Source organism: Caballeronia sp. 11_S32, assembly GCF_056930355.1.
Window position 1 is genome coordinate 265,102 of record NZ_JBXOWH010000003.1, and the last position, 25,118, is coordinate 290,219.

Consider the following 25,118-nt stretch of genomic DNA (forward strand, 5'->3'; position numbering starts at 1 on the left):
ACCGGCGCGTTCGTTACCGCAGCCTTCGGGCGTTTCGCGGATCAGCTCAATTCCTTGAACTCGATCCGGCGATTTGCCGCGCGGCCCGCAGGCGTGGCATTGTCGGCGATCGGATGCGCGTCGCCGAAGCCTTCCGCCGTCAGCGTGTCCGCCGGCACGCCGTGCTGGATCAGATACGCACGCACGGCCTGCGCGCGCTTTTCCGATAGCTGGACATTCAACGCGGCATCGCCGGTATTGTCCGAATAGCCGCCGATTTGCAGCTTGACCGGCTTGCCGGCTGTGTCGCAATTCTTCAGCGACTTCGCGGATTCGGCGAGCTCGGCAAGCGCGGCGCGCGGCAGCGCGTTCGATGCAAAACCGAACTTGACCGGGCGAAGATTCAGGTGCTTCGCGACGTCGCCGGTCGCGCAGCTCGCTTCGGCCGGTGCGCCGGAGGTGGCCGCCGTGCTGGCTGCGCCGATCGTCCAGCCATCGCCGAAGAAGGCTTTCAGCTTGTCCAGCCAGCCGAGCTTCGCGTCCGCGGCGCGGCCGCCCAGATCGATTTTGTCGCCGGCGATGCTGACTTGCGCGCCCGGCAGCGCCATGATCGGCAGAAGGCCGTCGAGCTTGCCGATCCACGTTGCCGGCTTGGTGTCCGGATCGACCGTGATATTGGCGTGGAACTTGTCGATGCCAAGCTTCACCGCGAGCAGGTCGAGGACGCGCTGCTTTTCCGCTTCGCTGCTTACCGTCGCGGTCAGCGTAGCGATGCCGGACGGATCGACGAGAAAGGACATCGTCGAGTCCTTGAAAGGCACGGCGGCGGGCGCCGAAGACGAGTCGGCGGCGGCCGCATCGGAAGTGGCAGCCGCGGTGACGGTGTTCGAATTGCCGACCGCGCCGGAAGCGTCGTCCGGCTTTGCCGCGCGGGCGCTTTCCGAGTCCGCCTGCTCCGTCGCGCAGCCGCGCCCGAGCAGAATCGCGAGCAGCGCGAGCGCGGCGGCGAGCGCGATCCACCACCATTTCTTCTTGCCCGCCTTCTCGCCGGCGACTTGCTCGGGCGCCGCGGCAGGCTCCGACGGCTGCGAGAACGCCGCCGCCTCATGCGTGGCCGGATGCTCGAGATGGGCCGACACGGCCTTCAGCCGCGATGCGACGCCCGCGAGGAACGCGCCGACCGAACCGAGACCGAGCGCGTTCGCGAAGGCGTCCGTCATGTTCGCGCGCACCACCGGCAACTGATGGCCGAGCAGCGTCGGAAGCTGTCCGGGATATCCGTTGTGCTGCGTGAGATAGCGCTTCAGCACGCCGAAGAGCGTCGCGCCCACCACGCCGCCCAGCATGCGCGTGGAACTCGCCGCGACACCCGTGTATTCGGCGATCCGCTCGGCGAGCGCATTGAGGCTGTCGTGCGAGGAAATCGCCTCGTCGGCGTGCATGCCGCTGTCGACGAGCGTTTTGAAGCCTTCGTCCTGAATGGCGGCGTGCGGAAGGTCCTCCGCGATCAGCGCGTTCGTCGCCGGCGACATGATGGCGGCGAACAGATTGCGCGCGCCTTCGAGCGACGACGCCTTGTTCATCATGGCGCCGATGAGCGCCGGCCCGCACAGCGAAACCACGCGCTTCGCGGATTCCGTCGGGCAGCCGACGCGCCCGGCGATGTACTGCAACACGCTTTCTGTCAAAGCGCCCTGGACGAGTTGATTGAGGTTGATGCTCATTGAGAATGCTTCCGTGAAAGGCGTTATTGCATCCGCCGGATATGGCCGAGCCGATTATAGGTTCGGGCTCCTCTGCGTCATCGGGGTGGGATTAACAATCGGATTTGTCTCAGGGAGCGGCGCTTTGGGACTGCGCATCGGAAAGTTCTGCGCGATTCCGAAAAGAGCGATGCTTCTATACGTCCGTCGAACGGGCGGCCTATGATTCCTGAATTCGAGATGGCGCCTGGACGAGTGAAGCGGTCGAAAGCGTCCGTTGCGCCCGCCCGACAGCGACGAATCACCGCGCCGCCATGGCGCGCACGCAAGGAAGGAGACGACGATGTCCGGTCCCGCCGATCGCCCGTTCGGGCAGACGCACGAAGTCACGAATCAGGTGCCGCCGCTCGTCGGTTATGACGCCTTCGCGTTCGACGCGGCGCTCACGGCGGCCCTCGACCGGGAAGGTGCGCAATGGCACGCCGAAGCGCTCTCGCGCGACGGCATGACGCTCACGCAGCCGGACGTCGTCGCGCTGGCCGATCTCGCCAACCGGCACGAGCCGGCCCTCGCGACGCATAGTCCGCACGGCGAGCGCATCGACGCCGTGGAATTTCATCCGGCGTGGCACGAACTGGTGCGCCGCCTGCGGCGCGAAGGTCTGCACGCGCTGCCGTTCGAGCCGTCAGCGCGCGCCGGTTCGATGCCCGCGCGCTGCGCCGGCTACTATTTGCACGGCCAGCTCGAATCGGGCTCGCTGTGCCCCATCACGATGACGTTCGCGAGCATTCCGGTCTTGCGCAACGAGCCGGACCTGTTCGCGCGCATCGCGCATCCGCTGCTGTCGCGCGAGCACGATCCGCGCGATATCCCGCTCGAAGCCGGCAAACATTCGATGATGATCGGCATGGGCATGACCGAGAAACAGGGCGGCTCGGATGTGCGCAGCAACCGCACGCGCGCGCATGCGCTCGGCGCGCCGGGACGCGGCGGAGCGTATCGGCTGGTCGGTCACAAATGGTTCTTTTCCGCGCCGCAATGCGACGCGCATCTCGTGCTCGCGCGCACCGCCGACGAAGGCGGTCTCTCGTGCTTCTACGTGCCGCGCTTTCAGCCTGACGGCCGCAAGAACGCGGTCCAGGTCCAGCGGCTCAAGGACAAGCTCGGCAACCGCTCGAACGCCAGCAGCGAAGTGGAGTTTCTCGATGCCTACGGCCTGATGATCGGCGACGAGGGGCGCGGCGTGCCGACGATCATCGAAATGGCGAACTTCACGCGGCTCGATTGCGTGATCGGCAGCGCGGCGCTGATGCGCGCGGCGCTCGCGCAGGCGATCCACCACGCGCGGCATCGCAGCGCGTTCGGCGCGCATCTCGTCGAACAGCCGTTGATGCGCAACGTGCTCGCCGATCTCGCGCTCGAATCCGAAGCGGCGACGGTCCTTTTCATGCGCCTCGCGGGCGCGTTCGAGCAGAGCGCCGCGCCGGACGGAGCGCTCGCCGAGCGCGCGTGGCGGCGCATCGTGACGCCGGCCGCGAAGTTCTGGGTGTGCAAACGCGCGCTCGAATTCACCGGCGAGGCGATGGAAGTCTGGGGCGGCAACGGCTATGTCGAAACCGGACCGATGGCGCGTTTCTATCGCGAGGCGCCGGTCAATTCGATCTGGGAAGGCTCGGGCAACGTGATGTGCCTCGACGTGCTGCGCGCATTCGAGCGCGAGCAGGACGGCGCGCACGCGCTTTTCGACGACTGGAACACCACGGCGGGCGCGCATCCGGCGCTGGCGGGCGCGCTGTCGTCGCTCGTGAGCATGCTGACGGGCGATCCGGCCGAGCGGGAAGCGTCGGCGCGGCGCATCGCGCAGCAATTGACGCTGTGCGCGCAAGGCGTGCTGCTGGCGCGGCATGCGCCGCAGGAAGTCGCCGATGCGTTCATCGAAACGCGTCTCGGCGATGCGCGCGGCGAAACCGGGCGCGTGTACGGCACGCTGCCCGCGCGTTTCGATCACGCGGCGATTGTGACGCGGGCGTTCGCGGCCTAGCGGAAGCCTTTCAGCGAATCGCCCGCCCCGCTTCGCGCATCGGCTCCTCGTTCTCCAGCCGATAAACCCACGACAGCAATTCCGCCACCGCCTGATACAACGCGGGCGGAATGTGCGCGTCGAGATCGACCTGCATCAGCAGCGACACCATTTCCGGCGATTCGTGCACGTACAGCCCCGCCTCCTTCGCGCGCTGCACGATCATTTCCGCGACGATGCCGTAACCCTTCGCGACGACGCGCGGCGTCGACTCACGATTGCCCGCTTCGTAGGCAAGCGCGGTCGCCTGCCTGCGCGTGTACGGCGGATGATCCTGTGCGCTCATGCCTCGCTCCCCTCGCCCGGCGCCTGGCGGAACAGATGCTCGAGCGGCGAGCGCATCGGCCTTTTCGCGGCGGGCCTGTCGCCGGACAGCGCGAGATCGGTCGAGCCGTCCATCGAGCGCACGGACAGCGACGCCAGCGCGATGCCCGCCGCTTCGAGCTGGCGCGCGAACGCGGCGCCGTCGGCGGCGAGACGGCGCGCGCCGGAATCGCCCGCCTTGATGCGCGCGACGAGCTTTTCGCCCGTCAGCACCAGTTCGGCGTCGACGGTGCCGAGCGCGGGCAGCGACAGCGTGATGCGCGTGCGCCACGCGCGTTCGTCGGCGGCATCGTCGGCGGTGCGCGGGTCACGCGGCTCGCGGGCGATTTCCCATTCGAAGCGCGTGCCCGGCCACGCCTCGCCCTGCCAGCGGAACTGCTGGTTCGCGAGCATGTCGAGCTGCTGGCGCACGACGTTGAGCGTCGCCGGATGGACGCCCGCAGCGATCGACGCCTGCAGCGCCGATTCGTGCTGGCTCGGCTGCGCGCCCGTGCCGCCCGCCGCGTTGCCGCCCTGCGAATTCGAGAGCGCGGACGGCGGCGCATCGCGCACGGATGCGGCGAGCGCGGCCGCCTGTTGCGGCGTCTGCGGCGTCGCGACGGCGCGCGCGCCCGCGTGCAAATCGGGAAGATCGGCGGTGAATTGCGCCGAGCGGGCGTCGTCGAGCCATGCGTCGCCGGTTGCCGCCTTGCTGGCGAAATCGAGCGGCAGGGACGTCGCGCGCCCGTCGACGCGCGCCTGCGGCTCGTTGGCGAGCGACGCCGCGCTGCGCTGGCCCGCGAGCCATTGCACCAGATGCGATTCGTAGAAGAGCCCGCTTTCATCGACGGATTTCGCCAGCGCGGTCGCGAGCGCGGCGGCGGGCAGCGGCGGGAGATTCTGCGTCGCGGCGCGCGCGGCGGCCACGGCGGCCGCGTTGGAAGAGAAAGCGGTATCGAAGAGGCCCGTCGTCAGCGCGGCGAAGGCGCTCGCGGGGCGCGGCGGCGTCGGCCAGAGCGGTGTGTCGCCGGTCAGCGCGGGGGCCGCGCCGCCGAAACGCGAGATCACGTCGAGCGTGCGCGCGACGCTGGAGAAGGCCGTTTGCGCCGATGCCGCCGGTGCCGGCGATCCCGCAGCCGTGCCGGCGGACTGCGACATGTCCGCTTGCGTCGTAGTCTGTCCGACGCTCGCGCCGGTCACGCCGCTGCCGCTGACACCGCCCGGCGCGCGTATCGCGGACAGAAGGAGCTCGGTGCGGCTGGCGAGCAACGATGCGATCGCGGTATCGAGTCCAGTCATGCCCACATCCTCATATGCGCCCGGCCGGGCGCGGACCGGCGCCTAGCGCAGTCCGACCATTTTTTTCAGTACGCGCGCCGGGCTGTTGACCGTGAAGAGCGCCGACAGGCGCGCGAGGCTCGGCGATGTCAGATCGCGGATCGCGGCGTCATCGGCGAGAATCTTCTTCACGAGGTCCAGCTTGCGCGCCCGGGCGTCTTCGTCGAGTTCCGAGCCGGAATCCGCTTCCTTCAGCTGCTCGATCAACTCGCGGTAGGTGCCCTGCAACGTCTTCAGTTCGCTCCATTCGCCGCCGCGCGCGGCCGCCAGCATCTGGCCGGAAATCGCCGCGATGGTTTCGTAGTGAGCGAAATATTCTTGTGTCGTCTTCATTCTTTCGAGGCAGTCGACGCGCATTGCCCGTCAAACGGGCGCGGCGGTCATTTGCGCCACTTCCGGTCCAATTCCAACCCAGGCTTCCTCGAGCGTCGCGAGCAGGTTGTCGACTTCGACGAGCATCGTCTCGTCCTGCTTCATGTTCGCCTCGAGCAGCCGGCGCGTCATATACGTGTACAGCGCGTCCAGACGTTCCGCGATCTCGCCGCCCGCATCCTTGTTGAGCGCCTGCTGCAAACCGCTCTCGATGATGCTGATGGCCTTGCTGACCGCTGCGCCGCGCGCACCGATGTTGTTCTGCTGCAGATGCATGCGCGCCTGCGCGATAGCCTGGCGCGCGCCCTGATACAGCATCACGATCAGCCGGTGCGGGCTCGCTCCCATCACTCCCGTCTGCACGCCCACGCGTGCGTAGGCGTTGGCTCCAGCGTGTCCTGGGGAATACATCTCTCGGTTCTCCTTTTGCGATGCCGCAGCGTCCGCGGGCTTCATGCGGACGCCGTGCTCCTCGTCCTGATCCGTGTGGGTCCGGTAAAACCGGTGCAGGCGAGCGAGCCATCGTTCGCCGTGCCGTTACCGGGGTTATCGGAGAAACGCGGAAAAGCTTTAGGAAGCAAGGCTCCAGAGCCGGGATTGGCGCTAAAGGGCTGGATCGCGAGGAGGCTGCGTCAGACGGAAATCTGCATGATGTCGTTGTAGGCCGACACGAGCTTGTTGCGCACCTGCAGCCCGAATTGCAGGCCGACGTTCGCCTTCTGCATGTCCACCATCACGTCGTTGAGCGACACGTTCGGCGCGCCGATCTCGAACGCGTGCGCTTCGCCGAGCGCCTTCGTCTGGTTGTCGCTGATCTTGTCGATGGACGATTTCAGCGCGTCGGCGAAGCTGCCGGCGCTCGCCGCGCCCGATGTCCCGCTTTGCCCCGCGACGGCGCCCGTCGCGACGGCCGAGGTCGCGCCAGCCCCGCCGGTGGCTTGCGACGCCATCGACTGAATGGCCGAGAGCGCGGCGGAAAGCGGATTGATCGGAAAGTTCATGTTGACTCCGGGTGACAGGAAAAAGCCGGCGCCGCTCATGGCGGGGACCTGATGCTCGGACCGCGTCTGGGCGCTTGTCCGAGTACGAAAAAGATTAGCAGCCGGCGATTTTTCAAAGCACCGGAAGAACGGGGAAAACCCCGCTCTATTCGCCGAATCGACTTGCAATCTTCTGCGGATAATCCCCATCGTGAAAAGTCCTCCACCGCCGCTTACATCAGCGGATAGCGGCGGGAGGAGAACATCAGGATTCGGAGCTTCGACGCTAAATGGAAACGCCCAACAACTCACTCATCACGCCCGACGCCAGAATGGGCCTGGCGGGCGCACAGCCGGGTGCAGCCGGAACGGCCGCCGCGAGCCCGGGGGGCGCCGACTTCGGCGGTTTTGCGCAGCGCGTCCCGATGCTCAACCAGTTCCGCTCGAACCCGCGCGTGCCGCTGATCGTGGCCGTCGCGATTCTGGTGATGGTCGTGGCGGGCCTCGTCATGTGGTCGCGCCAGCCGGACTATCGCGTGCTGTTCTCCAATCTCTCCGACCGCGACGGCGGCGCAATCGTTGCCGCGCTCCAGCAGGGCAACATTCCCTATAAGTTGGGCGAAGGCGGCGGCGCCATTCTCGTGCCGGCGGAGCAGGTTCACGAAACGCGTCTGCGCCTCGCGAGCCAGGGCTTGCCGAAGAGCGGTTCGGTCGGCTTCGAGCTGATGGACAACCAGAAGTTCGGCATCAGCCAGTTCGCGGAGCAGGTCAACTATCAGCGCGCGCTCGAAGGCGAGCTGGAGCGCACCATCGGCTCGATTTCGTCGGTGAAGTCGGCGCGCGTGCATCTGGCGATTCCGAAGCCTTCCGTCTTCGTGCGCGACAAGGAGCTGCCGACCGCCTCCGTGATGGTCAATCTGTATCCGGGCCGCGCGCTCGACGAAGGCCAGGTGGTCGCGATCGCGCACATGGTCGCTTCGGGCGTGGCGGACATGCCGGTCAAGAACGTGAATATCGTCGATCAGGACGGCAACCTGCTGACGAGCCAGAGCGCCGCCAACGGCCTCGACGCGTCGCAACTGAAGTACGTGCAGCAGATCGAGCACAACACGCAAAAGCGCATCGACGCGATCCTCGCGCCGCTTTTCGGCGCCGGCAATGCGCGCTCGCAGGTGAGCGCCGACATCGACTTCTCGAAGCTGGAGCAGACCGCCGAAAGCTACGGCCCGAACGGCAACGCGCAGAGCACGGCGATCCGCAGCCAGCAATCGAGCGAATCGAGCGAAACGACGGGCAGCGGCGCATCGGGTGTGCCGGGCGCGCTGTCGAACCAGCCGCCGCAGCCGGCTTCCGCGCCGATCGACGCAGCCGCGTCCGGCGCGGCGGGCGCCGCGAAGGCCACGCCGCAGAACCAGCGCAAGGACACGACGACGAACTACGAAGTGGATCGCACGGTGCGCCACTACGAGCAGGCGACGGGCGGCATCAAGCGCCTGTCGGTGGCGGTGGTCGTGAACTACGAGAAGAAGGTGGACGCGAAGGGCAACGTCACGATGACGCCGCTCGCCGCCGACAAGCTCGCGCAGGTCCAGCAGCTCGTGAAGGACGCGATGGGCTTCGACGAGAAGCGCGGCGACTCGGTGAACGTCGTGAACAGCGCGTTCTCGGCCGACCTGACCGCGACGCCCGACGTCCCGTGGTGGCGCACGCAGCAGATGATCGCGTGGGGCCTCCAGGCGGCGAAGTACGTGGGCATCGGCATCGTGGCGCTGTTCCTGTACTTCAGCATGGTGAAGCCGGCGATGCGCCGCGCGTTCCCGCCGCCGCCGGAAGCCGCGCCCACGCTCGGCGCGCCGGATGAACTCTCGCTGCTCGACGGCCCCGCGGCCGACGGCCAGAAGAAGGAAGACGAAGAGAAGGATGCCGAGGTGAGTCTCCTCGGTCATGAAAGCAAGAAGGCCAAATTCGATCGCAACCTCGACTACGCGCGCATGGTGGCGCGTCAGGACGCGAGAATCGTTGCGACGGTCGTGAAGAACTGGGTGTCCGATGAACGCTGAAGGCCTGAACAAAGCCGCCCTCCTCCTGATGTCGATCGGTGAGGAAGAAGCCGCCGAAGTATTCAAGTATCTCGCTCCTCGCGAGGTGCAGAAGATCGGCGCGACCATGGCGGCCCTGAAAAACGTGACGCGCGAGCAGCTCGACAACGTGCTGACCGAATTCGTCGAGGAAGCGGAGAAGCACACCGCGCTGTCGCTGGATTCGAGCGAGTACATCCGCTCGGTGCTGACGAAGGCGCTCGGCGAGACCAAGGCCGGCGCGCTCATCGACCGTATCCTGCAAGGCAGCGACACGAGCGGCATCGAAGGCCTGAAGTGGATGGACTCGGGCGCGGTCGCGGAACTCATCAAGAACGAGCATCCGCAGATCATCGCGACGATCCTCGTGCATCTGGACCGCGATCAGGCGTCGGAAATCGTGTCGCTGCTGCCGGACCGCCTGCGCAACGACGTGCTCCTGCGCATCGCGACGCTCGACGGCATTCAGCCCGCCGCGCTGCGCGAACTCGACGACGTGCTGACCACGCTCCTCTCCGGCAGCGACAACCTGAAGCGCGCGCCGATGGGCGGCATCCGCACGGCGGCGGAGATTCTCAACTTCATGTCGAGCAATCACGAGGAAGGCGTGCTCGCGAACGTCCGCGAATACGATGCGGAGCTCGCGCAGAAGATCATCGACCAGATGTTCGTGTTCGAAAACCTGCTCGATCTGGAAGATCGCGCGATCCAGCTTCTCCTGAAGGAAGTGGAATCGGAGACGCTGATCGTGTCGCTGAAGGGGGCGCAGCCGGCGTTGCGCCAGAAGTTCCTGTCGAACATGTCGCAGCGCGCGGCCGAGCTGCTCGCCGAAGACCTCGATTCGCGCGGTCCGGTGCGCGTGTCGGAAGTCGAGCAGCAGCAGCGCAAGATCCTGCAGATCGTCCGCAATCTCGCGGAAAACGGTCAGATCCAGCTAGGCGGCAAGGCGGAGGACGCGTATGTCTGACGCCCGCGCGCAGAAGGCTCCGCTCTCGGCGTATCAGCGCTGGGAGATGGCGTCGTTCGATCCCGTCGAAGTCAAGGTGGACAACAGCGCGGCGGAACAGGCCGCGCTCGAGGCGCACCTGCGCCGCGTCGAGGAAGACGCGCATCAGCAAGGGCTCGCGAAGGGTCACGTCGCGGGTCAGGCGCTCGGCTATCAGGCGGGCTACGAGCAGGGTCAGGCGAAGGGTTTCGAGGAAGGCCGCAAGGAAGCGCTCGCGCAGGCCGCGGTGCTCGCCGAAATCGCCGATGCGTTCAGGACCGCGCTGCACGCCGCCGATGCGGCCATCGCGGAATCGCTCGCCGAACTCGCGGTCGATATCGCGCAACAGGTCGTGCGCCAGCATCTCGCGCTCGATCCGACGGCGCTCGTCGCCGTGGCGCGCGAAGTGATCGCCGCCGAGCCGGAGCTTTCCGGCGCGCCGACGCTCATCGTGAATCCGGCCGACATGCCTATTGTCGATGCGTATCTGAAGGACGAACTCGAAGGCGCGGGCTGGATCGTGCGCCCGGACCCGATCGTCGAGCGCGGCGGCTGCAAGGCGCACGCCGCGACCGGTGAGATCGACGCGACCAACGTGTCGCGCTGGGAGCGCGTCGTGGCCGCGCTGGGGAGGAACAAGCCGTGGTGAATCACCGCATCACTCAGGACGGCCTGACGGAGCTCGAACAGGAGCTCGCGCGCGCGTCGTTCGGCCCGCTCGCCGCCGACGAATCCATCGGCGACGAATCGCCCGACGAACTCGCCGCGCGCACCATCGCCGAACTCGCCGATATCGCGGGCAATCCGCACATCGACACGTGGCGCGACAAGCTCGACGCGCTGAGAGCGCGCAACGCGATCGCGAAGCCGCTGCGTCCGTGCGGGCGTCTCACGCGCGCCGCCGGTCTCGTGCTGGAAGCGGTCGGCCTGAAGATGGGCGTCGGCTCGGAATGCATGATCGAGCTGCCGCCGGGCAGCGCGATTCCGACCGCCGAAGCCGAAGTCGTCGGCTTCGCGGGCGACAAGCTGTTTCTGATGCCGACGACCGAGGTCGCCGGTCTGTTGCCCGGCGCGCGCGTCTATCCGCTCGAAAGCGCGCCGATCAACGATCCGATGGCGGGCGCGAAGCGCTTGCCCGTCGGCTGGGAATTGCTCGGCCGCGTGGTCGACGCCTCCGGCCGTCCGCTCGACGGGCTCGGCCCGCTCGGCGCGAAAGTCGATGCGCCGCTGTCCGCGCCGGTCATCAACCCGCTGAACCGCGAGCCGATTCACAAGGTGCTCGATGTCGGCGTGCGCGCTATCAACACGCTGCTCACGGTCGGACGGGGCCAGCGCATGGGCCTGTTCGCGGGCTCGGGCGTCGGTAAATCGGTTTTGCTCGGCACGATGGCGCGCTACACGAGCGCGGAAGTGATCGTGATCGGGCTGATCGGCGAACGAGGCCGCGAAGTGAAGGAATTCATCGAGCAGATTCTGGGCGAGGAGGGCCTCGCGCGCTCGGTCGTCGTCGCGGCGCCGGCGGATGTATCGCCCGTGCTGCGGATGCAGGCCGCCGCGTACACGACCTCGCTCGCCGAATATTTCCGCGATCAGGGCAAGCACGTGCTGATGCTGATGGATTCGCTGACGCGTTACGCGATGGCCCAGCGCGAGATCGCGCTCGCGATCGGCGAGCCGCCCGCGACGAAAGGCTATCCGCCGTCGGTGTTCGCGAAGCTGCCGGCGCTCGTCGAGCGCACCGGGAATGGCCCGGAAGGTGGCGGCTCGATCACCGCGTTCTACACCGTGCTCACGGAAGGCGACGACCAGCAGGACCCGATCGCCGACTCGGCGCGCGCGATTCTCGACGGCCATATCGTGCTGAACCGCTCGCTCGCCGAGGCGGGGCATTACCCGGCTATCGACATCGAGCAATCGATCAGCCGCGCGATGACCGCGCTCATCGACGACAAGCATCTCGAGCGCGTGCGCCTGTTCAAGCAGATGTTGTCGCGCTATCAGCGCAACCGCGACCTGATCAACGTGGGCGCGTATTCGAGCGGACGGGATGCGCTGCTCGACCGCGCGATCGCGCTGTATCCGCGCATGGAGTCGTTTTTGCAGCAAGGCTTTCGCGAGCAGGCGCCGTTCGAGCCGAGCATCGCGATGTTGAACCAGCTATTCGAATAGATTTCGACTAGTATCAAAAGCAATCATCACAAGAAAGCCAAAGACCAAACGGGATCGTCACGCCATGTCCAAGAATCTGCCGATCAACACCCTCATCGAACTCGCCGCAGAGGAGCTCGACGCCGCCACGAAGAAGCTCGGCAAGCTCCAGCAGGAGCGCAACGAGATCGAAACGCAGCTGAATTCGCTCGTGACCTATCGCGACGAGTATCACGCGCGGTTCACGGCATCGGCGCAGGAAGGCACGACCGCGCAGACGCTGCGCAACTTCCAGGCGTTCGTCGACACGCTCGATTCCGCGATCGCGCAGCAGCGCACGGCGCTCCTCATGGCCGATCAGCGCATCGAGGCGGCGAAACCCGATTGGCGTCTGAAGAAGCAGAAGCTCGGCAGTTACGAAGTGCTGGCCGCGCGCGGCGAGGCGATGCTCGCGAAGAAAGCAGCGCGCGTCGAGCAGCGCGAAGCCGACGAGCACGCCGCCAAGATATTGCGCATGCGCGCCGAGCGCGCGTGAGCCGTTCCCTATTCATTGCATTTGAGAGTCCCGTATGTCTTCCGTTTCCCTTCTCGGCGCGCTGACCGGCGCCGCGTCATCGAGCAAGTCCGCGGCGCAGCGCGCGGCGAGCGCGGGCGCTTCGTTCGGCATGACGCTGCAGAGCATCACCGACAAGGCCAATGCGGACGCGCAGGCGGCGAAGGCGCTGGCGGATTCTTCCGCCGACGATTCCAGCGTGCACGACGCGCCGAAGCCGGACGACAGCGCGCCGGCCGCGGCTTCGAAGAGCGATGACGCATCGCAGACGCAGGCTGCGTCGAAGGCGGATCGGGCGGACGAGGCATCGAAGTCTTCGGGCAAGGCCGATACGGCGGATGCATCGAAGCCGGCGGCGCAGGCGTCGGGTTCGTCGTCGGATGCGGCCGCCGCGGCTGCTGCAGAGGCCAAGGCCCGCGCGGACGCCGCCAGCGACGATGACACCGACACCACGCTCGCCGATCTGACCGATGCCGCTTCGCTCGTGACGGCGAGCGCTTCGACGGATGACGACAAATCGACGGGCGAAACGCACAAGAGCGGCGACGCCAAATCGCCGCAGGACGCGCTTCAGGCCGCGCTCGCGGCGATGAACAACGTGCAGCCGAATGCGATGCCCGCTAATGCTCCCGTCACGACGGCGCGTGAAGGCGCGAACGGCGAGGAGCAAGGCGGCCTGTTCGGCAAGGGCGGCAAGGGCGCGGGTCTGGCTGGGCTCGTGGCCAATGCGAAGGTCGACGACAAGACCGCCGACGCCGCCGCGCTCGCGAGCGCGCAGGCTGCGCCGACGATCCCTTCGGACGCGGCGACCGTCGCGTATAAACAAGCCGCCGACGCGGCCGCGCATGCCGTGGCGATGCAGACGGCATCGGCGAATTCGGCGGTGTCGAGCCCGCAAGGCGCGATGGCATCGGCGACGAGCGCGGCGATCGCGCCGCATGTGGGCTCGTCGGGCTGGGACGATGCGTTCAGTCAGAAGGTGGTGTTTCTTGCCAAGGGCGATCAGCAGAGTGCTGAGCTGACTTTGAATCCGAAGGATCTCGGGCCGTTGCAGGTGACGCTGCAGGTTTCCGAAAGTCACGCGCACGCGTTGTTCGTTTCGCAGCATGCGCAGGTGCGTGAGGCGGTCGAGGCCGCCATGCCGAAGCTGCGTGAGGCGATGGAGGCGAACGGCATCAGTCTTGGGAGTGCCTCGGTTTCCGATGGGTCCGCGTTTGCGCGGCAATCGCAGCAGGGGAACGGTGGCGACCGTTCGGGCTCGGGGCGTGGTGGTGGTTTCGCTGGGGACGGGGCGGTTGCTGCCAGCGTGAAAGTGCCAGTGCGGCGTCGGGTTGGGCTTGTTGATACGTTTGCTTGAGCGTTGGGGGTTTTGGGGTTTTTTTTGGTTTTTCGCCGGATCCCGGTTTCGCGTCGGTCTATTCGCGTTGCCCCTATGCGGGGCGGCAGTCACTTTCTTTGCTGCTGCAAAGAAAGTAACCAAAGAAACAGCTATCCCCATCCAAAGTACTTCAGGCCGGCCCCGGCACAGAACCTCGCAAGTGGTCCGGCAGTAGCGAGTGCCCTCGTAGGCCTAACCGGGCGTGGATCGCGCACGGTCTGCCACATCGCGCCGCATAACTGACTGGTAAGGCGCCAAATAGCTCCAGCCCGCTTCGCAGCCGACCGGTCAATCGGGTCGGCGCACACTTCCGTGCTAATGCTTCCATCTCACTGCATTCGCCCACCGTTGGTTTCCCTTGCACACCGTTCGGCAGCGCGTAGCGCTGTGCCGGAGCTATTTGGTGCTGAACCAGCGCGCCCAAACAACTAGCTAGTCAGACCGTGCGCGGTCCAAGCCCGGTTAGGCCTATGAGGGCACTCGCTACTGCCGGACCACATACCATCTTCTGTGCCGGGGCCGGTGTGAAGTACTTTGGATGGGACAAGCTGTTTCTTTGGTTACTTTCTTTGCAGCAGCAAAGAAAGTGACTGCCGCCCCGCACAGGGGCAGAGCAAATAGACCGACACGAAAACAGGATTCCATGGAAACGCAAGCAGGACGCCGGGTTCAAGGGCAACCCCAATAGCCCAAGGCCAACACGAGATCCAGCGGCAAAAAACCGGCCGGCCTGCCGAAAAGGCCAAAACAAGTGACTGCCGCCCCGCACAGGGGCAGTGCCAATAGACCGACACGAAAACAGGATTCCAACACGGAAACGCAAGCAGGACGCCCGGCTCAAGGGCAACCCCACTAGCCCAAGGCCAATACGAGATCCAGCAACAAAAAACCGGCCGGCCTGCCGAAAAGGCCAAAACACCAGAATGACCCCAAATCCCCCCTCTGTTCGACCCATCGCTTTACACGGCGATAGCCAACAATTCACCCTATCGAAAGAGGCAAGCAAATGGCTACCACGACCGCAAACCAGCAACCCATCGTTCCCGCAAAGAGCGGCAAGCTCAAAAAGATCCTGATCATCGCCGTCGGCGCGATTGTCCTGCTCGGCGCGGGCGCGGGCGGCGCCTGGTTCTTCCTCGGCAAGACTCACGGCCCGGCCAGACCCGCGCCGGAACCGCCGCCCGTGTTCTTCCCGCTCGAATCGCTCACGGTGAACCTCCAGTCCGACGACGGCGCCATGCACTATCTCCGCGCCGGCCTCACGCTCAAGCTGAAAGACGAAAAGGTCCAGATGCTCGTCACCGAGCACATGCCCGAAGTCCGCAGCCGCGTGCTGCTCCTGCTCTCGGGCAAGCGCCCCGACGATCTCGCGACCGTCGACGGCAAAAAGCAGCTCGCCAACGAACTGCGCGCATCCGTCGAAACGGCGGCGAGCACCGCCGAAAAGCCGGTGCGCGTCGAAGAAGTGCTGTTCACCGAATTCGTCGTCCAGTAACGCCGCATCAGCGAGTAAAAAGTCATGGGCCACGAAGAGTTCATGTCGCAAGAGGAGGTCGATGCCCTCCTCAAAGGCGTCACCGGCGAAATCGATCAAGTCTCCGACGAGACCAAACCCGCCGGCGTACGTCCCTACAACATCGCGACGCAGGAACGCATCGTCCGCGGCCGGATGCCCGGCCTCGAAATCATCAATGACCGCTTCGCGCGCCTCATGCGCGTAGGCATCTTCAACTTCATGCGGCGTTCGGCGGAAATCTCCGTCGGCCCGGTGAAGGTGCAGAAGTACAGCGAATTCACGCGCAACCTGCCGATCCCGACCAACCTCAACCTGGTCCATGTGAAGCCCCTGCGCGGCACGTCGCTGTTCGTGTTCGACCCGAACCTCGTGTTCTTCGTCGTCGACAACCTGTTCGGCGGCGACGGGCGCTTTCACACGCGCGTCGAAGGCCGCGAGTTCACGCAGACCGAGCAGCGCATCATCAGCAAGCTGCTCAATCTCGTGTTCGAGCACTACGCCACTTCATGGCGCAGCGTGAAGCCGCTCCAGTTCGAATACATGCGCTCGGAGATGCACACGCAGTTCGCGAACGTCGCGACGCCGAACGAAATCGTCATCGTGACGCAGTTCACGATCGAGTTCGGCTCCACGGGCGGCACGCTGCACATCTGCATGCCGTACTCGATGATCGAGCCGATCCGCGACGTGCTTTCGTCGCCGATTCAGGGCGAAGCGCTCGAAGTGGACCGCCGCTGGGTGCGCGTGCTGTCGCAGCAGGTGCAATCGGCGGAAGTGGAATTGACGGTGGATCTCGCCGAGATCCGCTCGTCGTTCGAACAGATTCTCAACATGCGCGCGGGTGATGTGCTGCCGATCGACATTCCGGAGCACGTCGTCGCGAAAGTGGATGGCGTGCCGGTCATGGAATGCGGCTACGGAATTTTCAATGGTCAATACGCGCTGCGCGTGCAGAAGATGATCAGCGCGAGCGATACGATGAAGGAAGGTGGATATGAGTGACCTGATGCAGGACGGCACGTTGCCCGGCACGGAACCCGTGAGCGACGACGCCATCATGGACGACTGGGCGAGCGCGCTCGCCGAGCAGAACGGCAATGAAACGCCGGTGGCCGCGAGCGCCGGCGTGTTCCAGCCGCTGTCGAAAGCCGCCGCGCCGTCGACGCGCAACGACATCGACATGATTCTCGACATCCCCGTGCAGATGACGGTGGAGCTCGGGCGTACGAAGATCGCGATCCGCAACCTGTTGCAGCTCGCGCAAGGCTCGGTCGTGGAACTCGACGGCCTCGCGGGCGAGCCGATGGACGTGCTCGTCAACGGCTGTCTCATCGCGCAGGGCGAAGTGGTCGTCGTCAACGACAAGTTCGGCATTCGCCTGACCGACATCATCACGCCGTCGGAACGTATCCGGAAGTTGAATCGATGAAACGCTTCGCCGCCTTGTTGTTTGCTATGCCGCTTCTTGCGCGCGCCGCAGACATGAACGCCGTGAATCACGCCGCGCAGATCGCATCGGGCGTCGGCGCGGGAACGGCGGTGCCGTCGCTCGGCTTCGGCGCGGTGCTGCAGACGCTCGTCGGGCTCGTCGTCGTGATCGGCTTCGTGTTCGGCTGCGCATGGCTCGCGCGCAAGTTCGGCCTTCAGGGCGGCAAGAGGAGCGGCCTCGTCAAGGTAGTGGGCGGCGCATCGCTCGGCAATAAGGAGCGCGTCGCGGTCGTCGAAGTGGGCGATACGTGGCTCGTGCTCGGCGCGGGTCCCGGCAATGTGCGATTGCTGCACACGATGCCCGCCGGTTCGGCGGAAGCCGAAGGCGTCCGTGTTGCGGCGTCATCGTCGGCCGGCAGCTTCGGCGCGCGGTTTCGCGATGCCCTCGCCGGCGAAGCGAACAAGCGTCTTCAGAAGTTCGTGTCGCCGAGCAAGTAAGGCTCTTTTTTCGATGAAGACATCGGGCGTGATCCGCGAGGGTCACGCCCGATGCTCGTTTACAGCGGCTGTTTAGCAATAGAACGAGTTAGCCGGAGTTTCGCCCTCTTTTCGCGCCATCGTTCGATATCGAGGTGGCCGACAATTCAGCCTATCGAAAGAGGCGGGTTCTCATGGTTATCACGTTCGTCGTTCTTCAAGGTCAGCGCATTCTCGATGCTCTCGCGGGCATCGTCGGCGGGAGCAAGTAATGCAGGTCAGTCGCAATATCGTGCGCGGTTTCAAGCTCGCGCTGCCGGTCGTGATCGCCCTGGCGCCGTTTGCGGCGTTCGCGCAGAGCACGGCGGGCCTTCCCGCTTTCAACACGAGCCCCGGCCCGAACGGCGGCACGACGTACTCGCTCAGCGTGCAGACGATGCTGCTGCTGACGATGCTCTCGTTCCTTCCCGCGATGGTCCTGATGATGACGAGCTTCACGCGCATCATCATCGTGCTGTCGCTGTTGCGCCAGGCGCTCGGCACGACGAGCACGCCGCCGAATCAGGTGCTTGTGGGTCTCGCGCTGTTCCTCTCGTTCTTCGTGATGTCGCCCGTTCTCGACCGCGCCTACAACGACGCGTACAAGCCCTTCTCCGAAGGCCAGATCGCGATGGATCAGGCCATGACGCGCGGCGTTGCGCCGTTCAAGCAGTTCATGCTGAAGCAGACGCGCGAAGCGGATCTCGCGCTGTTCGCGCGTATCTCGCATGCCGCGCCGATGAACGGCCCCGAGGACGTGCCGCTTTCGCTGCTGGTGCCTTCGTTCATCACGAGCGAGTTGAAGACGGGCTTTCAGATCGGCTTCACGATCTTCATTCCGTTTCTCATCATCGACATGGTGGTGGCGAGCGTGCTGATGTCGATGGGCATGATGATGGTTTCGCCCACGACGATCGCGCTGCCTTTCAAGCTGATGCTGTTCGTGCTCGTCGATGGCTGGCAGTTGCTGATCGGCTCGCTCGCGCAGAGCTTCGTTTCCTGAGGATTTGAAAATGACGCCGGAATCCGTCATGACGATGGCGCATCAGGCGATGTATGTCGCCTTGCTGCTCGCCGCGCCGCTCTTGCTGGTCGCGCTCGTGGTTGGTCTCGTGGTGAGCCTGTTCCAGGCGGCCACGCAGATCAACGAGTCGACGTTGTCGTTCATCCCGAAGCTGATCGCGGTGGCGGTGACGCTCGTGATCGCGGGGCCGTGGATGCTTTCGACGCTGCTCGACTACATGCGCCACGTTTTCACGATCACGCCCGCGATCACGGGCTGAGTTCGCAGCGATGTTCTCTGTCACCTATGCGCAACTGAATGGCTGGCTCACGGCGTTTCTATGGCCGTTCGTGCGCATCCTTGCGCTGATCGCGACCGCGCCCGTGCTGAGCCATCTCGCGATTCCGATGCGCGTGAAGATCGCGCTTGCGGCGTTCATCTCGTTGATCGTGGCGCCGACGCTTGGCCCCATGCCGCAGGCGACGGTGTTTTCGGCTGCGGGCGTGTGGATCATCGTGAATCAGTTTCTGATCGGCGCGGCTATCGGCATGACGATGCAAATCGCGTTTGCCGCCGTCGATGCGGCTGGCGAGTTCATCGGGCAGCAGATGGGCCTTGGTTTCGCGATGCTTTACGATCCGCGCGCGGGGGGCAATGCGGTGGTGGTGTCGCGCTATCTGAACACCCTCGCGATGCTCGCGTTTCTCGTATTCGACGGGCATTTGCAGCTGATGAGCGCGCTGGTGACGACGTTTCAAAGCGTGCCGATCGAGGCGAATGTCGTGGGGGCGGTTTCGCATGCGCAGGGATGGCGTGTTTTGGTCGGCTACGGCGCCAGCGTGTTTTCCACTGGGTTGCTGCTGGCGTTGCCGATCGTCGCGGCGCTGCTCATCGCCAATCTCGCGCTCGGGATTCTCAATCGCGCCGCGCCGCAGATTGGCATCTTTCAGGTTGGGTTTCCGGTGACGATGCTCGTCGGGTTGCTTTTGTTGCAGCTCATGGTGCCGAATCTCATGCCGTTTTTTCAGCGGATTTTTGATGTGGGATTGGGGGAGGTTCGGCGGGTCGCAGAGGGGATGATGTTTTGAGGCTTGTTGTCGTGGAACTTGCTTTCGCGTCGGTCTATTTGCTCTGCCCCTGTGCGGGGCGGCAGTCACTTTCTTTGCTGCTGCAAAGAAAGTAACCAAAGAAACAGCTATCCCCATCCAAAGTACTTCAGGCCGGCCCCGGCACAGAACCTCGCAAGTGGTCCGGCAGTAGCGAGTGCCCTCACAAAACTCACCGGGCTTGGATCGCGCACGGTCTGCCACATCGCGCCGCTCAACTGACTGGTAAGGCGCCAAATAGCTCCGGCCCGCTTCGCGGCCGACCGGTCCATCGTGTCGGCGCACACTTCCTTGCTAACGCTTCCATCTCACTGCATTCGCCCACCGTTGGTTTCCCCTTGCATACCCTTCGGCAGCGCGTAGCGCTGTGCCGGAGCTATTTGTGCTGAACCAGCGCGCCCAAACAACTAGCTCGTCAGACCGTGCGCGGTCCACGCCCGGCTAGACCTTTGAGGGCACTCGCTACTGCCGGACCACTTGCGCCGTTCTGTGCCGGGGCCGGTGTGAAGTACTTTGGATGGGACAAGCTGTTTCTTTGGTTACTTTCTTTGCAGCAGCAAAGAAAGTGACTGCCGCCCCGCACAGGGGCAGTGCAAATAGACCGACGCGAAACCGGGATCCGGCGAAACAAAGCAAAGCAAAGCAAAACAAAGCACGCCAACAAAAAAGGGAGTAAGGCGTTCTCCCAAACGCCCCATCAACTCCCGATGTAATCAAACAACGACATCTTCTGAATCTGCGAAAACGCCATCTGCGCCGCCTGCAACGAGTTCTGCGTCAGCTCGTACTGACTAATCGCCGACACGAGATCGATGCTCGTCAAATTCGCGATATCGCTCGCCGTCTGCGTCTGGCTCGTCTGCATCGCAGTCTGCGTCGACTGCACTTCCTGCTCGCGTCCGCCGACCACCGTCTGCGTCGCCAGCACGTTGTTGAACGTGTTGTTGATCTTCGTGCCCACGGTCGTCAGCGCATTGGTCAACGCGGCCTGCGCGGCAGGCGACCCCGTCTGCTGCTTCAGCGCGCTCACGATGTTGTCGAGCGTCGCGAAGATGTCGTTGTTCTCCGTCGCCGCCGGGTTCACGGTGAACGTGTCGCCATCCTTGGGCGCGCCCTCGATCGTCACCTTCTGGCCGCCAAGCGTGATGTCCGCCTTGTCCGTGTACGGAACATTCGTCGGCAGCGTGCTGTCCACCGGGTCCGATTCGATCGAATAGGTCGTCGTGCCGTCGGTCTGCGAGACCGCGAACGTGATCGTGTACTTGCTCGCGTTGCCCTTGTCGCTCGTGTCGCTCACGTTCACCGGGCTGATCGTCGCAGTGCCCGAATTCGACGCACCGGCAGCCGACACCGGATCGCTCTCAATCGGCGACACGCTCTGAAAGATCGACACGCCCGTGTCGCTCACCTGCATCGAACGTCCTTCGCTAATCTGCACCGTGCGCTGGCCGAAGTCGCCGTCATACTTCGCGCCCACGCCGGACGGATTGTTCGAGAACGGCGCCGTGCCGCCCTTCAGACCCGAGAAGATGTAGTTGCCGTCGCTGTCCGTGGTGTTCGCGAGGCTGAAGAGCTGATCGCGCAAACCCTGGATCGTATTCGCAACCGAGGTGCGGTCCGCATCGGTGAGCGAACCGTCGCCCGCATGCACGATCTGCGTCTGGATGCTCTGCAGCACGTTGCTCACGTTGTTCAACGTGGAGTCTTCCTGCTGCAGCGACGAAAGCGCCGCCGTCTGGTTCGTGCCGTATTGCGCGAGCGCGCCGCTCTTCAACGTGAGCTGCACCGCCTGCGCGGCGCCCAGCGGATCGTCGGATGCAGTGAGAATGCGCTTGCCCGACGAGATCTGCTGATACATCGAAGCAAGCGTGCTCTGCTGGTCGCTCATCGAAGCGACATTCATGTTGAAGTACTGGGAACTGGAGATACGCATTGCGTTTAGCCTCAGTTGAACATGCCGAGCAGCGACTGGAACAGCGTCGCGGCGGTCTGAATCACCTTGCTGTTCGCTTGATAGAGCTGCTGATACTGGATCAGATTGGCCGCTTCCTCGTTCAGGTTGACGCCCTGCACCGATTGCTGCGCCGATGTCGCCTGAGTCAGAAGCGCGGTTTGCGCCGTGCTCGTCGCCTTGAGCTGATTGGTCTGGTTGCCGATCGTGTTGACGTAGTTCGCGTACGAGCTCGTCAGCGTGTCGGTGCCGCCGCTGAGCGACTTCGCGGAAACCAGGTTCGCCATCGCGAGCGCGTTGGTGCCGTCGCTCGTGCCGCCCTTGTTCTGCGCGATCGTGAACGTGTCGGTGTCCTTCGGCGTGCCGCTGATGGTCGCCGAGACGCCGTCTCCGACGACCGTCATGCCCTTCGACGCATCGTAGGGAATCGTCGTGCCGGCAGCGTAGTCGGTGCCGTCCACCTTCACCGCCACATTCGCCGTGAAGCCGTTCGCCGTTGCGTCGTACTTCAGGTCGATCTCGGACGGGAGCGGGCTCTTCGTCACCGTCGCCGATGAAATCGAAGCCGTGCCGGTGTTCGTGGTCGCCGCCGATGTCACCGCGGGCGATGCCGCCGCGATCGCCGCGCCGTTGCTCGTCGTGAGCTTGAAGCCGTCGAGCGCGGCGCGCGTCGGCTGGATCGTGAACGAATCGCCCTTCTGAGCGTCGCCCAGCGCGGATATGTCGATGTTCAGGCCGCCGATGTTCTTCGCGGTTTCCGTGGCCGGATCGATCGTGCCGAGCGTCTGGCCGCTCGCCGGGTCCGTCACCGTGTATTTGCTGCCGTCGTAGGTAACGGTGAAATCGTTGGCGGGCGGCTGCGTGCCATCGACGATCGTCGCGGTCGGCACGCCGGTGCCCTTGTTGCGCGCGTTGGCGATGATATTCGGAGCGCTGGTCGCGAACAGCTTGCCGCCCGCCTGGCCGTTCAGATCGAGCCCGAGCGCGTTCTGATCGTTGAGCTGATTGGCGAAGCTCGTGGCGATGGCGCCGAGTTGCGCCTGCGCCGGATCGAGCGTGTGCGTGCGGAAGTCGATGAGACCGCCGATCACGCCGCCCGTTAGCGCCGAGTTTTCGATGTATTGCGTCGTCGCGGCGGTTTGCGTCGACCCGTCGCGATTCTGGAACGCGACGGAGAGCTCGCTCGGATCGGACGGCGAAGGCACCGTTTGCAGCCCGTATTGCGTATTGCCGACGACGAGCGGTTGCCCGTTGCCGATGAAGACATTGAAATTGCCGTCCTGCTGCACGACCTGCACACCGATCATCGAGCTGAGGTTCGTGACGAGCTGATCGCGTTGATCGAGCAACTGGTTCGGCTGCTGGCCACCGGCGCTGGCAATGTTGATCTGCTTGTTGAGATCGGCGATCTGTTGCGAGTAGCTGTTGATCTGCGAGACGGCGCTCGTCAGTTGCGTGTTGACGCTCTGACGCAGTTGATCGTATTGCTCGCCTGCCGAGTTGATCTGATCGGCGAGCGTTTGCGCGTTGCTCATTAGCGATTGACGCGCCGCCGTGCTGCTCGCCGAGTTCGCGACGGACTGCAGGCCGGAAAAGTAATTGGTGATGCCTTGCGCGATGCCCTTGGTCGGATCGCCGACGAGGTTGTTCAGTTGCGAGATCAGCGAGAAATACGTGCTGGCCGCGCTGCTCGACGCTTGCGTGTTGTTGACCTGCGTCGTGAGGTACTGGCTGTATTGACGCGTGACGGTGACGGCCTGAACGCCGCTGCCGAGATAGCCCGAGCCGGTGAACTGCCCGGAAGACTCCTGGTACGAGACTTTTTCGAGCGTGTAGCCCGGCGTCGCGGCGTTGCTGATGTTCTGCCCCGTCGTCGTCAGGCCCCACTGGGCCGCATTCAGACCGGAAAGACCAATGCTGAAAATGTTATTGGACATGCGTGAATCCTGGTGAGAGCGCTGCCGCTCGGCTGATATGTATATCGGCCGGTTGCCGGGGAAATTGAGCTTTTTGCGGATGGGGCTCCCTGGCGGGAGATGGGCGGGTTTTGCGATGAGGCCATTATCGGAGGGGGGCGGCAATGGCTATTGCGCGAAGAGCGTGGGGTTTTGGGGTTATTTCTTCGGTTTTGCTTTTGCTTTTGCTTTTGCTTTTGCTCTTGCTCTTGCTTTTGCTTTGTTTTGTTTCGCCGGATCCCGGTTTCGCGTCGGTCTATTTGCTCTGCCCCTGTGCGGGGCGGCAGTCACTTTCTTTGCTGCTGCAAAGAAAGTAACCAAAGAAACAGCTATCCCCATCCAAAGTACTTCACACCGGCCCCGGCACAGAAGATGGTATGTGGTCCGGCAGTAGCGAGTGCCCTCACAGGCCTAACCGGGCTTGGACCGCGCACGGTCTGACTAGCTAGTTGTTTGGGCGCGCTGGTTCAGCACCATATAGCACCGGCACAGCGCTACGCGCTGCCGAGCGGTGTGCAAGGGAAACCAGCGGTAGGCAAATGCAGTGAGATGGAAGCCTTAGCAAAGAAGTGTGCGCCGCCCCGATTGACCGGTCGGCCGCGAAGCGGGCTGGAGCTATTTGGCGCCTTACCGGTCAGTTATGCGGCGCGATGTGGCAGACCGTGCGCGATCCACGCCCGGTTAGGCCTACGAGGGCACTCGCTACTGCCGGACCACTTGCTATCTTCTGTGCCGGGGCCGGCATGAAGCACTTTGGATGGGGATAGCTGTTTCTTTGGTTACTTTCTTTGCAGCAGCAAAGAAAGTGACTGCCGCCCCGCATAGGGGCAACGCGAATAGACCGACGCGAAATTGGGATCCGGCGAAAGCGAAAGCAAAAGCGAAAGCACACCGAACCCCAAAAACCAGCGACCGAAGCGAGCCTACTTCGCCAATGACCGCCGCTTCATTTCCAACTGAGTAATGAGCCGCTGCAGCGTATTCTCCGCCGACCCTGGCATCGAAACAAACTTGAACCCGATCGTATATCGCCGATCACCCTTCGGCGTCGTCGACTCGCGATGCGAAACAAGCATCATGTCCAGCGTCACGCGACCATTCGCACTGAAATGCAGCTCAGCATCCTGAATCACGATGCCTATCTCGAGATCCGCGACACGCTGATCCGTCGTCCGCAATGCCACACCGCCCAGCGACAAATCATGCACCTCGAAGCGGAATCGCTCCCCATCCGGCAGCGTGCCCGTGCACATATATGGATCGAGCACCGGCGCCTCGACGCGGAAATACTCGCGCCGCTGCATGTAGTACAGCACCGGCGGAAATTCCGCCTCGAATGCGGGATGCCCGTCGAACGTCGTCTCGCGCGGCGGCGGCGTCGTGAACTCCACGCGCACACCCTCCGGCGCCGCGTTGAAAATGAGCCTCTGCGAAGCGAGCACGCCGCGGTTCTGATCCGCCACGCCGCCCCAGTCGAATGTGAATCGATGCGCGGTCACGTCGACATCGAGCAGACGCGTAACGATCTGCCCCTCGCCGTATTGCGCCGTCAGAAAGTCCCCGCGATTGGCGAGATTGCGCAGCGCCACGCCGATTTCCAGCGGATTGCGCCGGCCGAAATCCACGATCGGCGCGATGTCCTCGTCGGCAACGTCATGTTTGTGATTGGTGTTCATGGTGCTAGCCGTGTGCAGTGTGCCCGCGCGCCGCCCAGGCCCCCCCGAACGTCGCGCGTCGTCCGAACCC

At 64.4% G+C, this 25,118-nt stretch carries 24 protein-coding genes; 14 read left to right on the plus strand and 10 right to left on the minus strand.

Annotation, left to right across the window (positions count from 1 at the left end; all coding sequences use genetic code 11):
• Positions 1-41: 41 nt before the first annotated feature.
• A complete protein-coding gene (locus tag AC1Z32_RS12835) occupies positions 42-1,703 on the minus strand; it encodes an OmpA family protein (protein WP_483479028.1) in 1,662 nt (553 codons plus the stop codon).
• Positions 1,704-2,025: 322 nt separating this feature from the next.
• Here AC1Z32_RS12835 and AC1Z32_RS12840 point away from each other — a divergent pair, with 322 nt between their 5' ends.
• A complete protein-coding gene (locus tag AC1Z32_RS12840; protein ID WP_483479029.1) occupies positions 2,026-3,723 on the plus strand; it encodes an isovaleryl-CoA dehydrogenase in 1,698 nt (565 codons plus the stop codon).
• Positions 3,724-3,733: 10 nt separating this feature from the next.
• On the opposite strand, the gene AC1Z32_RS12845 is transcribed toward AC1Z32_RS12840, so the two are convergent.
• From AC1Z32_RS12845 to fliE, 5 genes are all read right to left on the minus strand, one after another.
• Positions 3,734-4,048: an EscU/YscU/HrcU family type III secretion system export apparatus switch protein gene (locus AC1Z32_RS12845; protein ID WP_483479030.1), complete on the minus strand. Its 315-nt coding sequence runs from the start codon at positions 4,046-4,048 to the stop codon at positions 3,734-3,736.
• On the minus strand, positions 4,045-5,364 hold the full coding sequence (gene fliK / locus AC1Z32_RS12850) for a flagellar hook-length control protein FliK (protein WP_483479031.1): 1,320 nt from the start codon (positions 5,362-5,364) through the stop codon (positions 4,045-4,047). The genes AC1Z32_RS12845 and fliK overlap by 4 nt, the downstream gene beginning before the upstream one ends.
• A 42-nt stretch (positions 5,365-5,406) precedes the next feature.
• Entirely contained in the window at positions 5,407-5,736 is a 330-nt protein-coding gene (locus AC1Z32_RS12855) for a flagellar protein FliT (RefSeq protein ID WP_483479032.1), read from the minus strand.
• Between the two features lie 30 nt (positions 5,737-5,766).
• The gene (gene fliS, locus AC1Z32_RS12860; RefSeq protein WP_483479033.1) at positions 5,767-6,186 is read right to left on the minus strand and encodes a flagellar export chaperone FliS; all 420 of its coding nucleotides are present in this window, start codon (positions 6,184-6,186) and stop codon (positions 5,767-5,769) included.
• A 221-nt stretch (positions 6,187-6,407) separates the two neighbouring features.
• Positions 6,408-6,776, minus strand: coding sequence for a flagellar hook-basal body complex protein FliE (gene fliE / locus AC1Z32_RS12865; protein ID WP_483479034.1), 369 nt, complete (start codon positions 6,774-6,776; stop codon positions 6,408-6,410).
• Positions 6,777-7,045: 269 nt separating this feature from the next.
• On the opposite strand from fliE, the gene fliF reads away from it, so the two are divergent.
• From fliF to fliR, 13 genes are all read left to right on the plus strand, one after another.
• A complete protein-coding gene (gene fliF, locus AC1Z32_RS12870; protein ID WP_483479035.1) occupies positions 7,046-8,815 on the plus strand; it encodes a flagellar basal-body MS-ring/collar protein FliF in 1,770 nt (589 codons plus the stop codon).
• A complete protein-coding gene (fliG, locus tag AC1Z32_RS12875; RefSeq protein WP_483479036.1) occupies positions 8,805-9,800 on the plus strand; it encodes a flagellar motor switch protein FliG in 996 nt (331 codons plus the stop codon). Before fliF ends, fliG begins: the two co-directional genes overlap by 11 nt.
• Positions 9,793-10,467, plus strand: coding sequence for a flagellar assembly protein FliH (gene fliH / locus AC1Z32_RS12880; protein WP_483479037.1), 675 nt, complete (start codon positions 9,793-9,795; stop codon positions 10,465-10,467). Before fliG ends, fliH begins: the two co-directional genes overlap by 8 nt.
• A complete protein-coding gene (gene fliI, locus AC1Z32_RS12885; RefSeq protein ID WP_483479038.1) occupies positions 10,461-11,987 on the plus strand; it encodes a flagellar protein export ATPase FliI in 1,527 nt (508 codons plus the stop codon). The genes fliH and fliI overlap by 7 nt, the downstream gene beginning before the upstream one ends.
• Before the next feature lie 64 nt (positions 11,988-12,051).
• Positions 12,052-12,501, plus strand: coding sequence for a flagellar export protein FliJ (gene fliJ, locus AC1Z32_RS12890; protein WP_062601646.1), 450 nt, complete (start codon positions 12,052-12,054; stop codon positions 12,499-12,501).
• Positions 12,502-12,535: 34 nt separating this feature from the next.
• Positions 12,536-13,876, plus strand: coding sequence for a flagellar hook-length control protein FliK (locus AC1Z32_RS12895; protein WP_483479039.1), 1,341 nt, complete (start codon positions 12,536-12,538; stop codon positions 13,874-13,876).
• A 1,027-nt stretch (positions 13,877-14,903) separates the two neighbouring features.
• On the plus strand, positions 14,904-15,392 hold the full coding sequence (gene fliL, locus AC1Z32_RS12900) for a flagellar basal body-associated protein FliL (RefSeq protein WP_483479040.1): 489 nt from the start codon (positions 14,904-14,906) through the stop codon (positions 15,390-15,392).
• A gap of 24 nt (positions 15,393-15,416) precedes the next feature.
• Positions 15,417-16,415 (plus strand): flagellar motor switch protein FliM, encoded by a 999-nt coding sequence (gene fliM / locus AC1Z32_RS12905; RefSeq protein ID WP_483479041.1) that lies wholly within the window; start codon positions 15,417-15,419, stop codon positions 16,413-16,415.
• Positions 16,408-16,842: a flagellar motor switch protein FliN gene (gene fliN, locus AC1Z32_RS12910; protein ID WP_062601642.1), complete on the plus strand. Its 435-nt coding sequence runs from the start codon at positions 16,408-16,410 to the stop codon at positions 16,840-16,842. Before fliM ends, fliN begins: the two co-directional genes overlap by 8 nt.
• Positions 16,839-17,339 carry a flagellar biosynthetic protein FliO gene (gene fliO / locus AC1Z32_RS12915; protein WP_483479042.1) on the plus strand — a complete coding sequence of 167 codons (501 nt, stop codon included), beginning with the start codon at positions 16,839-16,841 and terminating at the stop codon, positions 17,337-17,339. The genes fliN and fliO overlap by 4 nt, the downstream gene beginning before the upstream one ends.
• 250 nt (positions 17,340-17,589) lie before the next feature.
• A complete protein-coding gene (fliP, locus tag AC1Z32_RS12920; protein WP_483479043.1) occupies positions 17,590-18,360 on the plus strand; it encodes a flagellar type III secretion system pore protein FliP in 771 nt (256 codons plus the stop codon).
• 10 nt (positions 18,361-18,370) lie between these two features.
• Positions 18,371-18,640, plus strand: coding sequence for a flagellar biosynthesis protein FliQ (gene fliQ / locus AC1Z32_RS12925; protein WP_008352562.1), 270 nt, complete (start codon positions 18,371-18,373; stop codon positions 18,638-18,640).
• 10 nt (positions 18,641-18,650) lie between these two features.
• Positions 18,651-19,448 (plus strand): flagellar biosynthetic protein FliR, encoded by a 798-nt coding sequence (gene fliR / locus AC1Z32_RS12930; protein ID WP_483479044.1) that lies wholly within the window; start codon positions 18,651-18,653, stop codon positions 19,446-19,448.
• 715 nt (positions 19,449-20,163) lie between these two features.
• On the opposite strand, the gene flgL is transcribed toward fliR, so the two are convergent.
• The 4 genes from flgL to AC1Z32_RS12950 all read right to left on the minus strand — a co-directional run bounded on the left by flgL (position 20,164) and on the right by AC1Z32_RS12950 (position 25,048).
• Positions 20,164-21,399: a flagellar hook-associated protein FlgL gene (gene flgL / locus AC1Z32_RS12935; RefSeq protein WP_483479045.1), complete on the minus strand. Its 1,236-nt coding sequence runs from the start codon at positions 21,397-21,399 to the stop codon at positions 20,164-20,166.
• Between the two features lie 11 nt (positions 21,400-21,410).
• Positions 21,411-23,354 carry a flagellar hook-associated protein FlgK gene (gene flgK / locus AC1Z32_RS12940; RefSeq protein ID WP_483479046.1) on the minus strand — a complete coding sequence of 648 codons (1,944 nt, stop codon included), beginning with the start codon at positions 23,352-23,354 and terminating at the stop codon, positions 21,411-21,413.
• A gap of 177 nt (positions 23,355-23,531) precedes the next feature.
• Entirely contained in the window at positions 23,532-23,711 is a 180-nt protein-coding gene (locus tag AC1Z32_RS12945; protein ID WP_483479047.1) for a hypothetical protein, read from the minus strand.
• A 584-nt stretch (positions 23,712-24,295) separates the two neighbouring features.
• Complete coding sequence (locus tag AC1Z32_RS12950) at positions 24,296-25,048, minus strand: flagellar brake protein (RefSeq protein WP_483479048.1); 753 nt, start codon at positions 25,046-25,048, stop codon at positions 24,296-24,298.
• Between the last annotated feature and the right edge of the window lie 70 nt (positions 25,049-25,118).

Coding starts and splice junctions, on each gene's coding strand:
- fliH (WP_483479037.1), top strand. CDS start 9,793: ATGTCTGACGCCCGCGCGCAGAAGGCTCCGCTCTCGGCGTATCAGCGC.
- fliK (WP_483479031.1), bottom strand. CDS start 5,364: ATGACTGGACTCGATACCGCGATCGCATCGTTGCTCGCCAGCCGCACC.
- fliG (WP_483479036.1), top strand. CDS start 8,805: ATGAACGCTGAAGGCCTGAACAAAGCCGCCCTCCTCCTGATGTCGATC.
- AC1Z32_RS12840 (WP_483479029.1), top strand. CDS start 2,026: ATGTCCGGTCCCGCCGATCGCCCGTTCGGGCAGACGCACGAAGTCACG.
- fliF (WP_483479035.1), top strand. CDS start 7,046: ATGGAAACGCCCAACAACTCACTCATCACGCCCGACGCCAGAATGGGC.
- fliO (WP_483479042.1), top strand. CDS start 16,839: ATGAAACGCTTCGCCGCCTTGTTGTTTGCTATGCCGCTTCTTGCGCGC.
- fliQ (WP_008352562.1), top strand. CDS start 18,371: ATGACGCCGGAATCCGTCATGACGATGGCGCATCAGGCGATGTATGTC.
- flgL (WP_483479045.1), bottom strand. CDS start 21,399: ATGCGTATCTCCAGTTCCCAGTACTTCAACATGAATGTCGCTTCGATG.
- fliP (WP_483479043.1), top strand. CDS start 17,590: ATGCAGGTCAGTCGCAATATCGTGCGCGGTTTCAAGCTCGCGCTGCCG.
- fliM (WP_483479041.1), top strand. CDS start 15,417: ATGGGCCACGAAGAGTTCATGTCGCAAGAGGAGGTCGATGCCCTCCTC.
- AC1Z32_RS12855 (WP_483479032.1), bottom strand. CDS start 5,736: ATGAAGACGACACAAGAATATTTCGCTCACTACGAAACCATCGCGGCG.
- fliE (WP_483479034.1), bottom strand. CDS start 6,776: ATGAACTTTCCGATCAATCCGCTTTCCGCCGCGCTCTCGGCCATTCAG.
- AC1Z32_RS12835 (WP_483479028.1), bottom strand. CDS start 1,703: ATGAGCATCAACCTCAATCAACTCGTCCAGGGCGCTTTGACAGAAAGC.
- fliN (WP_062601642.1), top strand. CDS start 16,408: ATGAGTGACCTGATGCAGGACGGCACGTTGCCCGGCACGGAACCCGTG.
- fliJ (WP_062601646.1), top strand. CDS start 12,052: ATGTCCAAGAATCTGCCGATCAACACCCTCATCGAACTCGCCGCAGAG.
- AC1Z32_RS12845 (WP_483479030.1), bottom strand. CDS start 4,048: ATGAGCGCACAGGATCATCCGCCGTACACGCGCAGGCAGGCGACCGCG.
- fliR (WP_483479044.1), top strand. CDS start 18,651: ATGTTCTCTGTCACCTATGCGCAACTGAATGGCTGGCTCACGGCGTTT.
- flgK (WP_483479046.1), bottom strand. CDS start 23,354: ATGTCCAATAACATTTTCAGCATTGGTCTTTCCGGTCTGAATGCGGCC.
- fliS (WP_483479033.1), bottom strand. CDS start 6,186: ATGTATTCCCCAGGACACGCTGGAGCCAACGCCTACGCACGCGTGGGC.
- AC1Z32_RS12895 (WP_483479039.1), top strand. CDS start 12,536: ATGTCTTCCGTTTCCCTTCTCGGCGCGCTGACCGGCGCCGCGTCATCG.
- AC1Z32_RS12950 (WP_483479048.1), bottom strand. CDS start 25,048: ATGAACACCAATCACAAACATGACGTTGCCGACGAGGACATCGCGCCG.
- fliL (WP_483479040.1), top strand. CDS start 14,904: ATGGCTACCACGACCGCAAACCAGCAACCCATCGTTCCCGCAAAGAGC.
- AC1Z32_RS12945 (WP_483479047.1), bottom strand. CDS start 23,711: ATGGGGATAGCTGTTTCTTTGGTTACTTTCTTTGCAGCAGCAAAGAAA.